Origin of the sequence: Halococcus salsus (assembly GCF_009900715.1) — an archaeon.
GTDB classification, from domain to species: domain Archaea; phylum Halobacteriota; class Halobacteria; order Halobacteriales; family Halococcaceae; genus Halococcus; species Halococcus salsus.
In genome coordinates this window covers 26,960-39,217 of sequence record NZ_JAAAJC010000010.1, presented here as the reverse complement: position 1 = coordinate 39,217, position 12,258 = coordinate 26,960, and the positions used below count along the sequence as shown (strand labels likewise).

At 52.5% G+C, this 12,258-nt stretch carries 15 protein-coding genes; 5 read left to right on the top strand and 10 right to left on the bottom strand.

Annotated features, from left to right (window positions below; genetic code table 11):
- Window positions 1-138: 138 nt before the first annotated feature.
- Window positions 139-609, bottom strand: a complete 471-nt coding sequence (gene lrp / locus GT355_RS15830) for an HTH-type transcriptional regulator Lrp (RefSeq protein WP_160135520.1) — start codon at window positions 607-609, stop codon at window positions 139-141.
- A gap of 552 nt (window positions 610-1,161) precedes the next feature.
- On the opposite strand from lrp (GT355_RS15830), the gene GT355_RS15825 reads away from it, so the two are divergent.
- A complete protein-coding gene (locus tag GT355_RS15825) occupies window positions 1,162-2,142 on the top strand; it encodes a mechanosensitive ion channel family protein (RefSeq protein WP_160135519.1) in 981 nt (326 codons plus the stop codon).
- Between the two features lie 350 nt (window positions 2,143-2,492).
- Here the strand turns inward: GT355_RS15825 and GT355_RS15820 are convergent, their stop codons facing one another.
- From GT355_RS15820 to GT355_RS15810, 3 genes are all read right to left on the bottom strand, one after another.
- Entirely contained in the window at window positions 2,493-3,071 is a 579-nt protein-coding gene (locus tag GT355_RS15820) for a TATA-box-binding protein (protein WP_160135518.1), read from the bottom strand.
- Window positions 3,072-3,697: 626 nt separating this feature from the next.
- On the bottom strand, window positions 3,698-3,865 hold the full coding sequence (locus tag GT355_RS15815) for a DUF1931 domain-containing protein (RefSeq protein ID WP_160135517.1): 168 nt from the start codon (window positions 3,863-3,865) through the stop codon (window positions 3,698-3,700).
- Window positions 3,866-3,983: 118 nt separating this feature from the next.
- Complete coding sequence (locus tag GT355_RS15810; RefSeq protein WP_160135516.1) at window positions 3,984-4,250, bottom strand: hypothetical protein; 267 nt, start codon at window positions 4,248-4,250, stop codon at window positions 3,984-3,986.
- A gap of 112 nt (window positions 4,251-4,362) precedes the next feature.
- On the opposite strand from GT355_RS15810, the gene GT355_RS15805 reads away from it, so the two are divergent.
- Entirely contained in the window at window positions 4,363-4,800 is a 438-nt protein-coding gene (locus tag GT355_RS15805) for a TRAM domain-containing protein (protein ID WP_160135515.1), read from the top strand.
- Window positions 4,801-5,024: 224 nt separating this feature from the next.
- Here GT355_RS15805 and GT355_RS15800 read toward each other — a convergent pair whose 3' ends face one another.
- Window positions 5,025-5,753 (bottom strand): DNA-directed RNA polymerase subunit epsilon, encoded by a 729-nt coding sequence (locus tag GT355_RS15800; RefSeq protein WP_160135514.1) that lies wholly within the window; start codon window positions 5,751-5,753, stop codon window positions 5,025-5,027.
- A gap of 455 nt (window positions 5,754-6,208) precedes the next feature.
- On the opposite strand from GT355_RS15800, the gene GT355_RS15795 reads away from it, so the two are divergent.
- Window positions 6,209-6,643 carry a hypothetical protein gene (locus GT355_RS15795; protein ID WP_160135513.1) on the top strand — a complete coding sequence of 145 codons (435 nt, stop codon included), beginning with the start codon at window positions 6,209-6,211 and terminating at the stop codon, window positions 6,641-6,643.
- On the opposite strand, the gene GT355_RS15790 is transcribed toward GT355_RS15795, so the two are convergent.
- From GT355_RS15790 to tbsP, 3 genes are all read right to left on the bottom strand, one after another.
- Window positions 6,608-6,967 (bottom strand): hypothetical protein, encoded by a 360-nt coding sequence (locus GT355_RS15790; protein ID WP_160135512.1) that lies wholly within the window; start codon window positions 6,965-6,967, stop codon window positions 6,608-6,610. The two genes, GT355_RS15795 and GT355_RS15790, sit on opposite strands and share 36 nt — an antisense overlap.
- 123 nt (window positions 6,968-7,090) lie before the next feature.
- Window positions 7,091-7,546, bottom strand: a complete 456-nt coding sequence (gene lrp / locus GT355_RS15785) for an HTH-type transcriptional regulator Lrp (protein ID WP_160135511.1) — start codon at window positions 7,544-7,546, stop codon at window positions 7,091-7,093.
- A 156-nt stretch (window positions 7,547-7,702) separates the two neighbouring features.
- The gene (tbsP, locus tag GT355_RS15780; RefSeq protein ID WP_160135510.1) at window positions 7,703-8,533 is read right to left on the bottom strand and encodes a transcriptional regulator TbsP; all 831 of its coding nucleotides are present in this window, start codon (window positions 8,531-8,533) and stop codon (window positions 7,703-7,705) included.
- 285 nt (window positions 8,534-8,818) lie between these two features.
- Between tbsP and GT355_RS15775 the strand changes: the two genes are divergently transcribed.
- On the top strand, window positions 8,819-9,448 hold the full coding sequence (locus GT355_RS15775; RefSeq protein WP_240145845.1) for a DUF7437 domain-containing protein: 630 nt from the start codon (window positions 8,819-8,821) through the stop codon (window positions 9,446-9,448).
- Entirely contained in the window at window positions 9,375-9,644 is a 270-nt protein-coding gene (locus GT355_RS18755; protein ID WP_476702763.1) for a PIN domain-containing protein, read from the top strand. Before GT355_RS15775 ends, GT355_RS18755 begins: the two co-directional genes overlap by 74 nt.
- A gap of 17 nt (window positions 9,645-9,661) precedes the next feature.
- Here GT355_RS18755 and GT355_RS15770 read toward each other — a convergent pair whose 3' ends face one another.
- Together GT355_RS15770 and GT355_RS15765 are read right to left on the bottom strand one after the other, a co-directional pair.
- Window positions 9,662-10,546 carry an IS1595 family transposase gene (locus GT355_RS15770; RefSeq protein WP_160135509.1) on the bottom strand — a complete coding sequence of 295 codons (885 nt, stop codon included), beginning with the start codon at window positions 10,544-10,546 and terminating at the stop codon, window positions 9,662-9,664.
- A gap of 99 nt (window positions 10,547-10,645) precedes the next feature.
- Window positions 10,646-12,118 (bottom strand): glycosyltransferase family 39 protein, encoded by a 1,473-nt coding sequence (locus GT355_RS15765; RefSeq protein ID WP_275690161.1) that lies wholly within the window; start codon window positions 12,116-12,118, stop codon window positions 10,646-10,648.
- Window positions 12,119-12,258 lie beyond the last annotated feature (140 nt).

Here is a 12,258-nt window from a genome sequence, read left to right as displayed (position 1 = left end):
GGACACGCCTACCTCTTTTCAGTGACTGCCCTCCCATCCGGCCAATTATTCAATGTGCACCATATGTAATAATTGTTTTGGCTGGTTAGACCAAGAATAGTCTTGCGTGTTGTAAGCGGCGCGACTACCGATTCCTGTCTACTCGCTCAACGAGGTGTCCGTGTCGAGCTCGAACTGCTCGTACTCACTCACCGTGTTCAAGACGACACTGGTGTTGGACTCGTTGATCCCGGAATCATTCAGGAGGCTCTTGATCTGATCGTTCATATCCTCGGTATCTCGGAACTTCCCGATCGCGATGACATCAAACCCACCCGTTACCTCGTAAACGGAGAGAATCTGGTGATGCTCACGAAGGCTTTCAGTCACATCTGAAAGCACGCTTCCGTCTACAGTGAGTTGCATAATGGCTGTGACGTCGTACCCGAGTGTGTCGTAGTCTACAGTGGGCGAATACCCGCGAATCACACCCGTTTCCTCGAGGTCTTGAAGATGATTCGAGACGGTTGTCACTGAGACGTCAAGCGTCTCGGCGAGGCTTCGCAGGCTCGCACGTCCATTACCCAACAATTCGTTAATGAGGTCAGTATCGAGGTTCTCGTACGCCATTTGCAAGAATCCGTCCACAAATAAAGAATATCTTTCGGAAAACAATGGAGGGTACATGAGGGTGGACGACTGACCCGTCGTTAGGCAGTTGGAATTCTTCTCTGAGAACTCACGAAATCCGCCGTCTCCGCCTTTGCCAAAGTGTTTAATGTCCATTTGGGAGAGCGTCTCAATGAACTTACGGAAGTCTGTTTCGTCATTGGCAATCCTGGTGAGTAATTGGGGATAAGATCAGATGGGAGTCTGAAGATGAGTCGTGGTGAAGTTTCTTAAGAATATGAGAGGCCTTAGGTGGACTGAACAATGATATCTGGGAGTGATTGGTGACCTCATATTCGAGAAAACAGAGCGTCATCAAGACTGGAGTCTTCGCTCGGAAACAGCCTCTGATTACCTAGGCAGCATCGATCGCGAGAGTACACACGAACCACAAGATATGGAGTCTTCCATCGCGAACCACAAAGAGATAGCAACTGTCAGTTCGCAACCCGAGTCGGCGAGAAACAGCGATACGACTCCATCCCAGACCAAATTGATATCCAGTAACTCAAAATGTCACTGACAGATCCTCATCTTCCGGAACGGGTTTTGCAAGCCGGAACACCGACTCCGAATGGGACCGGAACAAATGTGTCGGATGTTATTTCGAATCCAGAACTCGGACCAGTCGGCGCATTCCTCCACAATCTGAACGTTCCCTATTACAAAGTATTGGGTGCGCTAATCACGTTTGTTGCTGCGGCGTTCATCCTCTACTCACTCGGCCGGATTTTTGTAATTCCATTCGTCAATCGGCTGCTAGACCGAAGGGGCCTCGATACCCACGAAAAGCGTCCGCTCCTTCGATTGGGTAAGCTCCTGGTCGCGTTCATCAGCATCGGAATTGCGTTCCGAGTTGCGGGCTATCAGGGACTGCTCACCTCGTTAGCTGCGATTGGAGCTGCTGCAACACTCGCTATTGGGTTTGCACTACAAAACACCCTCTCGAACTTCGTTGCGGGCGTATTCATCTATACAGATCGTCCGTTCCGAATCGGTGACTGGATCGAGTGGGAGCACGGAGCGTATGCGGGTGTCGTTGAGGACATCTCCTTCCGAGTAACTAGGGTACGTACTTTCGATAACGAGGTCCTCACCGTTCCGAATGCAGTACTGACCAGCGACGTAATCAAGAACCCAGTCAAGAAGGGCGAACTCCGGCTCCAGTTCACGTTTGGAATCGGGTATGACGACGATATCGAACGTGCAACCGACATTATTGTCGAGGAAGCACAGAAACATCCGGATATCCTTGATGACCCAGCCCCGACTGTTCGAATGAGTACTGAGGGAGCGCTTGCGGACTCCTATGTTGGCCTCACCTCCCGATTTTGGATCGCAGATCCGAACCGAGCTGACTTCCTGAAAACTCGCGGCGAGTACGTAACTAATGTCAAGCGGCGCTTCGATGAGGCCGGTATCGATATCCCCTACCCGCAGGTTGACCTCTCCGGGGAACTCAAAGCCAGTCAAATAGCGCAAGCAGAAAGGTGAGACAACTGTGCCGTTCTCCCCTGAGGAATTCGCCACACTGAACGATTACCTCGGCTATTAGCCCCCGGGTTCTCACCTGAAAAAGTATCTAAGGGCGTTCCAGAGTTGAGAGGGTAGAGTACTCGCAAACGTTACGAGTACTATGAGTTGTGAAGTACGTGTAGTATTTTTACGATCTCTGCATCGCGTAGTGTTCTTACTACTCAAAAATACTAGAAGGCTCGTAGGCGTTATAGAGGGGTCGCACAGACTAGAGAAATCGACCACCGTTTCCGGAGGTTCCGCAGGACACACTATCATTTCCGGAGGTAAGAATAGCCCTCAGTCGAAATCTCATCCAGAAGTCATCATCAGCCAAGAAGAGAAAGGTCTGAGAGCCGCTCAACGAGAACGTTTGTCGCCTCTTCGGCATCCTCGAGCTGCTTGCAACCCGTGAGAACTGTCTTTCCCGACCCAAACAGGAGGGCAACGACAGCAGGCTCCTCCAAGCGATAGACAAGTCCTGGGAACTGTTCCGGCTCGTATTCGATAGCTTCGAGCCCAAGCCCGATTGCGATCGCGTTGAGATTCAGCCTCTCACCAAGGTCGCCACTCACAACGATATTCTGCACGGTGATAGCCGGGTCATCGTCTACACTGAGACCTAAGTTGCCGAGTGTTTCAAAGGTTGATGCGAGTGCTTCATGGACTCCATCGACGGAGTCTGCCCCAGTACAAACTAACTTCCCGGAGCGGAAGATCAGCGCTGTTGCGTGTGGCTCCTCAATTCGATAGATCAGGCCGGGGAACTTCTCCGGGTCGAAGTCCACGCCCTCGAGATCCATAGCGAGAGCCTCAAGATCAATCTCCTGACCGATCGCTGATGAGGCAACGACATTCTGAATTTCGAGGGCGTCCAGATATCGGTCTACGTTCGGGCGCTCAGCCATTGGAGTCATCTGAACTGAAAGTAGCAGTGCTAAATAACCTCACTTCATGAGCTCCATCGGTACACGCACATATCACCAATGAGGAACCGCATAACTCGATGTGCATGTTCGCGACGGCGAAGCCGAGCTCGGCGGCACTCGTAGTTACCCCACGTATTCGATTTCTCCACATCGTGGGGTAACGCCTGACCCCACCATGTCCGCGGTTCTGTGTCTTAACAAACATTGGAGTGAGACCCTGATTCGAATAGTGGGTGAAGACTAGTGCGGAGCCCCCTTCCTACTGAACATATGGGGTTATGAGCGAGAGTTCACATTCAATATCGTGACCACCGCCTCTGTTCATATCCAGGACCTCCTGCTTCTCTCCGACCCCTCAGATTGAGAGTGCGACCAAAACCAAGACACCGAGTGCGTAATTCGACCAGCGATTTTCCGAAGTTACAGTGGAAACCCGGTGTCCTGCGAGGTTAGTTACCCCACGTTCGGAGCAATCCCGGGAATTGTGGGGTAACCAAGGACGCCTGCATCTGGAGACTCATCGTCTAAGCGCACAGCACAGAAGCGGCGCTTGCTTGTATCTGTGTTCTACATCAAAGTGGGTCTCTACCGCATTCGAACTCGTTTTAGAGGTCGCGTGACTGAACGGTCTTGCGGTCATTATCTTCGGCTCGGCGAGCGGCATCAGCGAGGAGGTCGGCTACCTCGTCGTCAAGGGAGTCATAGAAATCCGCGGAGACGTTCATCTGGTCGAGTTGCTCCTTCACGGCCGACTGGACAATCAGGTCTACCATACATGGGGTTCTCACTGAGAGGGACTGATAATCTATCGAAGCACACTAAAAGTAAAGAATTCGTCTGGTCAGACGGCTTCTCAATCTTTCATCGACCCGATCGAAGAGCCCTCAACCATCAATCGTCGGTCGGCGTGAGATAGACCTCGTCGTCGATGTAATAGATATGGCCACGACTTTCAAGCAGTTCCAAGGCATGCTCCGCATCGGCTTCCGTGAATTCCTCGTCTGCGACCAGCACTGCTGCAGCACTATGCTTAGTGAAATCCGCGTTCGAGGAGTTCCACTCACCGGTCTCGTTACTACCAGTTTCATCCTCCGCTGCTTCACGCAGGATATCGAGAGCCTCCTCGGCGAGTGGCGGCAGTCGCCGCTCCCAGCTCATACAGAACATTCGCCTCCGAGAGCATGAATCCGTGGATAATTCATAATGACTGGTATCGCTTGTCCGGAGGCGAGGATTCAATATCCCCGCTGGAAAACAAAGAGATTACGCAATGGTTGAAATTTCAGAGCGGATGGAATGTCTCTATAGTGGGTCTGTCGAACAGCATGGTGAGTCGTACCGGATCGAGGTTCCGCAGAATGAAATGCAGAACGGCTCAGTCGTCGCCGGCGAAACCTATCGTGTCGCGATTCTCTCAACAGAGCAAACTGGTGAGGAAAGCAACTCTCCCTCGCAGTCATCATCCAATACTTCGGAGTCGACGACACAATCGCCGCCAGTCGAACAGGGCGACAAGCGCACACTCACTATCGAATCAGTTGGCGACCAAGGTGACGGCATCGCGAAAGTTGAGCGAGGCTATGTTGTCATTGTCCCCGGTGCTCGCCCGGACGACGAGGTTGAAGTCGAAATCCAGAACGCTCGTGAGAACGTCGCGTTCGCGGAAGTCATTGAAACCACGTCATCGACCGCTGACGAAGAAGCGTAGGTCCCGCTGAGAGAGGCACGATTCCTTGTGTGAAGAGCTCACTTTTGTCCTCAAGACTAGAGATACCACTCGACAGCAAGATTTCGGTACACAGCAACAATACAGCAAAATGGCTAGTCCAATAGAAGCGACGACTGTGGATGGAAGCCCATCCAACTCCTCTCATATCTCCACCTTGTCGCCAGAAGCACTTAAAGAAAGTAGCCGATTCGTAGATCGCAGGGTCATGCCGAGGAACCAGCCACAAGATCTGGCAGACTCGGGTCCCGGTAGGGATTTCGGCCATAGACTGCGTTGTGAAGGCCCTGTTCGTCAAGCTGGTCGACGAGCGTTCGCCGTAGCCGGTTCAGGTTCGTGACACCGAGGTCGTGTTGCTCGCAGAGTTCCGTGAACTGCTCATCGTCAGTGATCGACTGGAACTGCTCGTAAAGGTCGGCGAGTCGCTCGGGTGGCTGCTCAGCTATCCAGTCGTTGTCATGAAGACCGAGATGGTGTTCTCGTTCAAGATCGACAACATGGCGGATCACGACAAGCGCGACTTTCGGGATAGCGCGCTGACTTCCGAACGCGGTGAGATCGAGGTCGACCATCGTCCCAATAGCGCGGTCGCGTTGCCAGGGTGTAAGTCCGAGACTACTGCAGAGCGCGTGCGTGAGGCGAAGTTTCTCGAGACGGTGAGCCCGCTCGCTGTACCCCTCCATCGCTGGATGGCGTTCCTCGTGGAGTCGCCGAATGTTCTCGCTGAGGTCGTGTTCGGGTGCCTCAGCGCGTCCGATACGCGTCGCACTCGGGGTAACGAGACCCCACCGACGAACGGTTTCGTCGCGCTGGAGGTCCGCACGTGAGACGGTACTGTCGCCGGGTAGCCTGCTCAGTTGAACGAACTCTTCGTACTCGTCATCTCCGTCCAGAGTAGAGGAGGGCGACTGTGGAACCGTTCCACCGTTGGTCATAACTGGACCTACTATCTACTCGTGGTTGAAAGATGCGTTTGTGTAGAATTCTATCCTCCACAAAACCCGGCGAACCTCTCTCGTATCTACACCTTATCGCTAGAAGCACTTAAAGAGCTAAGCGGTAATGGAGTCCTCGAACCTCTTGAGATCAATCATGTGTCGCCTCCTACGTGCGCTGAAAGACCGCTATCTAGCGACAGACTATGTACTACTGTGTATTGCCGAGCCACGGTCTTACTGCTATATCTAAGTCGGTTCAGACGTCCAAACAGAGTGAGTATCCTGCCCATGAAAACAGGAGCAGTGTTGTTGGGGAGAGCAAGCAAGAACATCGTCTGTAATAGGCACCTTCTCAGATAGCCGCGACTATACGCACAACTGTAGAGAAGGACTCGCCGTGATTTTGTCCGATCATCAGGTTCTTACTTATACAACGTGTAGAGTAAAGACCGATGACGGACGTTGAGGAGCTGACGGCCATCTATATGGATGTCTCGAAAGGAGACACCACGACGACCGAACGCCAAGAAGACCAGCGAGGAAGATGGAACTCGAATACCAATACCGATCAACAGATTCGCTCAACCATTGAGGAAATGCACGAACGATATGACCTCAGTACCCAATTGCCGACCGATCAATTGGTGGCACTCGTGAAAGCGTTCTTTGAGGGCAAGGGAGATACGGCAATCGCCCGGCGACTCGGTGATAGCAGTCTGGATAGAACTGTGACTCGAGCTCGCCTCGGCCTCCATCTCTTTCGTGAGCGAGACACGACAGCTGATTTCGACCTCGAGGCGCTGAGCGAGTGCTTCGAGGCGGGTAATTCAGGGGCCGAGTGCGCTCGCCAACTAGATATCGCCGCTTCGACTGCCAACCAGTATTGACGGGTTCTCAGGGCACAGCAGGAAGCCAAACGTGTCGAGAACACCTACTACGAACGCTTCCGGCGTTTGTGCTCTGCAGACGGCACGACAGAAGCTGAGGATCCCGACGCTGAATTCGAACCCGCCTTCGATGATGGCCTTGCCGACGCAGTTGCCGGTGCTGGCGCGGACAACCCTCAATTCCAGTAGGAGTTCGTAGCAAATGCGGATGGCAAAGTGCGTGTGAGACTTCGCCACCACAGGACGCCACCTCAGAGCGACTGATCTGCCATCCTGTAAATTATTCACCACCCATACCAGCATTAAAACCTCCGAAACCACCACCAGAGAAGGTGATAGAGATCTTGGATCACCTTCTTGATTCAGCACGTATCCAACGGTATTCTAGCTGACCGTTGCGTGTCTCTCTAATCTCGTACTCAGGGGGCAATCATTATGAGAAGTGATCTAGTTGACGTCGAGTTCGAACTGCACGTGTTCGCTGACGGTGTTCAACACGACGTTGGTGTTGGACTCTTTGACCCCGGAATCGTTCAGGAGGGCCTTGATCTGGCCGTTCATCTCGTCGGTATCCCTGAACTTCCCGATTGCAATGACATCGTAGTCACCAGTAACCTCGTAGATCGACGTGATTTGGTTGTGCTCGCGGAGATTCTCAATAACGTCGGCGAGTTTACTCCCTTCAATGTTGAGTTGGATAGTAGCCGTCACATCGTATCCCAGCTCGTCATAATTTACTTCTGGCGAGTAGCCTTCGATCACACCTGCATCTTCGAGTTCGGCGATGTGGTTTGAGATCGTCGTGACCGAGACGTCGAGTTCCTCGGCAAGGCTCCGAAGGCTTGCGCGACCATCATTCAAGAGTTCATTGATGAGTTCTGTGTCGAGATTCTCGTATGCCATTTCCCAGAATATAGCACGGAGATATGAGTTCTTTGCGAACTCAATCAGCGTCTGCCACCAATTCAGAAGATGCACTTGTTAGGGAATACGACCTATATCCCCATTATCAGGTAGAAAGATGAAATGCTCTACCGAGAATGACGATGACAGCGAGGATTATGCTGGAACCATCGAAGCGAGCCGTTGAGCGACACTGGGGAGTTCGTCAATATCGGCATCCCGCAGTTCGTCTTCGCCGAGAAGCAACCGTAGACGCGGTCGGCCGACGTCGATCGGGACTTTTTCGGTTTCGATGAGTACGCTCTCTTCGAGGTTCGTTTTCGCTCGTGAGAAGGTTGCTTTACTTGCGAGGCCAATATCCTCTCCCCACTTCGAAACATCGTAGAGCAGGAGTTCGTGTTTGGCGGCCACGAGGAGACTGACATCCACTGCATCGAGTCCCTCATTGCTGCGAGTACTCTCAACTGTGTCCAGCATCGCTCGGAAGTCTTCCTCGACCTCCGAGCCAAATTCATCGTTGAGAGAGGCTTCCACCCGTGAGCGTGGCGGTGTTCGGAGCGAGAATTCCTCGGCCTGATTCCAGCGTTCGTTCCATTTCTCATTTACTGCTCCGACGAACTCCTCGTCGTCGGTGGGGAGTCCAGCGGTGTGTTCACCGGCGGTAACGAGTGAGACAACGGATTCTTCGGTGATGACCAATCGATTCTCGGATACGCTTTCGTCAGTCCGCATCGAGAGCGTCTCACTTTTAATGAGGTCTGCAGCCTCGCTTGCTAAGACGAAGTCGTCCCGAACCCATTTCAATACGGATTCGGTTGTGAGAAGGTGGACGTTCGGTGGATCATCTATTTCTCCGAGTACGGTGATGAGCGCCTCTGTAAGAGCCTCATCAAACCCAGTGCTAAGAAGATCGTTCGACTCATTTTCGAGAATTGCATCGAAGAGAGTTGATTTGGACGTGTCTACGGTGGTTTGAGGTAAGACCATGCACAATATTGGCTTTGAGAGTATATCGACCTTTTGCCTAAGTAGTAAGGGTATTGTATATGGATTCCAGTAAGCCTGCGAGGTTTTTATCATAGTAGAAGTGTGATTGAGGAACTACGGATGATATTCAGTCGCTACCCCCTTTCTCAGGGAGACTCATCCTAGCTGGCTCTTCCAATGTAGGGTGAGACTCAAATGTGATGACGAGATAACTCAGAATTTCTCACCCTATCCCAACTCGGATTCACCGGAACCGTTTAGTCTATAGTTCGCGTACTCGGAACTATGTCAAATACGCCGATCCCAACCCATCCGCCAGATGTTGGGGATACAGTCCACCGATTTTTCGCCATCCAAGAGCTACTCAGAACGCCCGAGCTCGCGCGCTTTTACACCGACCTCTTGATCAATTCCCCAACCACAGTCACCGCTGCGCGTAATCGCCAGGGATTCTCCAAGAGCACCGCCTACAAGTACGCCAATACCCTGGCTGAGCTGGGTGTTGCAAAGGAACTCGACTCACATAAGGATGGATCCGCTCTCTGGCGTGCTGACGCTATAAGCGGGGACTGGACCGACGAAGCCACTCTCAAGCTCAGTCCGGTCACTATTGCTGTCTATGGAGCAACGAGTGTCAACGAGGATCTCGAACTGTTCATTGATCGCCACGGAAAGGCCGCACTCGCACCTGCTATTACTGCAACAGTCGACTACCTGAAAGGTGAGATGACGCGACGAGGGGTCGCGGATAGCCTAAGTGTGCCTGCTGTTGAGGCAATTGCGGTCACACAGGCGATCGAACGGATCATCGCTGTGGTGAAGGAGTTTGATCCAATACTCAATGATAGTTCCTTTGAGGTGGAGACTCCTCAACAAGCGCTTGAGCAGGCCCCTTACGAGCGCACCGATGAGTGAGGGCCATCCATCGCCATTTCCAACGGCCCTTATCCTTGATACGAGTTTTCTCCGGACAATTGGTGGCACGGATAGTTCGCAGTATCAGACGTTCATTGAATACGTTCGGTCCAAGGACAGAGATCTCTATCTGACCGAGAGCGTCGTTGAAGAGCTCACTGAACAGCGTGGATACATTAGCATTGCGCTCTTGTGAAGGACATTGTTGGTGAGTCAGAGCACTTTCCGAAGGACGTGTCTCAACGCTTCTCGGCCCGATTTGCGGTAGATTTGCCTTCGTAGCTGAAACGCTCTCAGATAGTGCGTGAGCTTGTCCTTCGAAACACCTCGATGAGGTGAGAGCCACGGTCGCACCAGCGACCCGTGGCTCTCGCAGGTATTCACGTGAGCATCTCCGTCGACGTACTCGTTGTTCGCATGGATGACCGACTCGCGGTGAAACCGCTCGTCGTCATCCAGTGGGTCGTACGCTCGAAATCCGTCCGTATAAACAGTGAGTGGCTCCTTCTCGCGTCCCGCGAGAAGGAGCCGAACGGTCGATTCGTCCGCCGATTTCGCCGGGATCACGTATCGCTTCCCGCTCTCGCGATCGACGAGGGTGAACACAGGCGGTTTGTCACCCTCGTAGGTTCCACGCCCGCGCGTGGAGAGGCCACGCGAGCGCGACGGGCCGTCGCGCTCGCGACCCTTCAGCCCGGCAGAGACGTACAGTTCGTCGATCTCGACGGGACCGCACAGCTCGATGGAGGGCGCGTCGAGCGCTTTGGCGAAGCGCTCGACACGCCGGTGAAGCGTCTTGTACGAGAGGTCGAGTTCGGCGGTAAGTTGGCGGATACTGGTGTTGAACCGGACGAACGTATAGATCGCGAACAGCCACTCGTTGAGCGCGATCTTCGCGTGGGCGAAGATCGTGCGGGTTTTGTCGTTGAAGGTTCGGTCACAATCCTTACAGAGATACCGCTGAAACGCTCTGTAGCTGCCGTACTTGATCACCGACGAGGACCGGCAGCGCGGGCACTGGAGGCCATCGCGCCAGCGGACCTGCTCCAGCAGGTCCGCGGCGCTCTCCTCCGAACTCAGTGCGGCGAATGGAAACATCCTACCGGGTGACGCGGAAGCGTCACCCTTGCCCGCTACGCTTTCTCAGCCACAGCTACTCCACCAACAATGTCCTTCACAAGAGCGCATTTGCTATCTTTAGCTATAGCGTAGACGAACGACTACTTGCTTTCTCTTATAGGTCGTCGATGAAACGTTCTGTGGCGCAGTGTCGAATGAGCGGAAACCACCAACTTTTATTTTATTTCCCATCCCATGTAGCCGAGACCATGCACGAACAGAATGTGGTTGAAGCATAGTCACCTTTCGTGCCTGCCCTAGCCGACGTGGATTGTGCTGAACTCTTGTTGGCATACCGATAACAGTTACCGGTGTGCTTTCATTGGCTTGGGCTACAGAATTATTGATATCGAAGAGTGACTCATTCGTAACGTCACTACTGCTGCCCCATCCTGAATCGTTGTGGAGGAGAGGAGACGCAGCTACAGTAGGGATCAACAATACTAGTACAGCGAGTATGAGAACCCTATCAGCTGTGTTGTTGAATGGGATCGTCTGCAGATTCTCAAGATGGGGAAGAGCTTCTACAAAACACGTGACCGCCAGTGCAATGAATGGAATAACGAAAAAATACGCGTCCCGAAACGCAAACTGCTTTGCTATGAAAAATAACGGTAGAGGGATTACCATCCAGATAGTGAAAAACACGTTCAGCCGCCGCTGATTGCCGTTGCGTGACGACTTCGACAAGAGGGCCACAAGCAGGGCACTGACAGTAGCAACCGCGAAAGTCGTTCCCATAGCATACCAACTAACCATCTGAGAGTTGAGCACATTTGATGACGACAGCAAATTAGATACCAGGACGAAGAGTGTCACCACGCCAGGGACGGCAACTAGACCACCAATAAGTGGGACAGAAGAGTACGTGACATTGAAAACAGAACGGTCACGGTTGAAAAGCAGTACGTACAGCGTCACTGTTACGAAAATGATGATGAGAAGAACGAGCGGTGAGAAGACTCGAACCACACTAAAGAGATCTGCTTGATAGATGAGCGAAAGCATGTATTCCATCGGAAAGAGGAGTATCTGGGCCAATGGGGGGTCATGAGTATATCCACCGACACCCTCGAGCACCGCAAGTCGAATGATTAGATATAGTATAGCTACAGCCGCCAGGGGAGAAACTGTATAAAAAGCCTGAAAATACGCTTTCACTTCACGGAGCGACTGCTCCTGAAAAAGGACCCAGAGAAATGCGAGCGGTCCCACAACAATGGCAGTCTCCTTCGAAAACAGTGCCAACCCATATGCAACAACTGCGAGAGTCCGTAGTCGGTTGTCTTCTCGACGATACCCTTCGACAAGAAGCCACAGTGTGAACAAACCAAACACGGCCAGCAGAATATCCTGACGCCGCGAGATCGCCGGAACCGTATCAATTGAGAGCGGATGGATAGCAAAGAGAACTCCTGTTAGAGTTCCAGTCAAGTACGAGCCCGTTAGTGAGTATATTGTGAGAACGACGAGTCCGCTAGCGAGACCGTGTAAGAGGAGATTTGTAAGATGATACCCAAATGGGTCGACCCCCCAAACCCAATACTCCACCGCATACGTAATGTTAACTACAGGTCGGTAAAAGAGACCTGACTCAACATACGTTGTACTAGACAGCAATGGCGTCGTGAATATCGTGTAGATATCCTCAAATGAGGTGATACGACTTGTCTCGATAAGTGCGAGCGAAT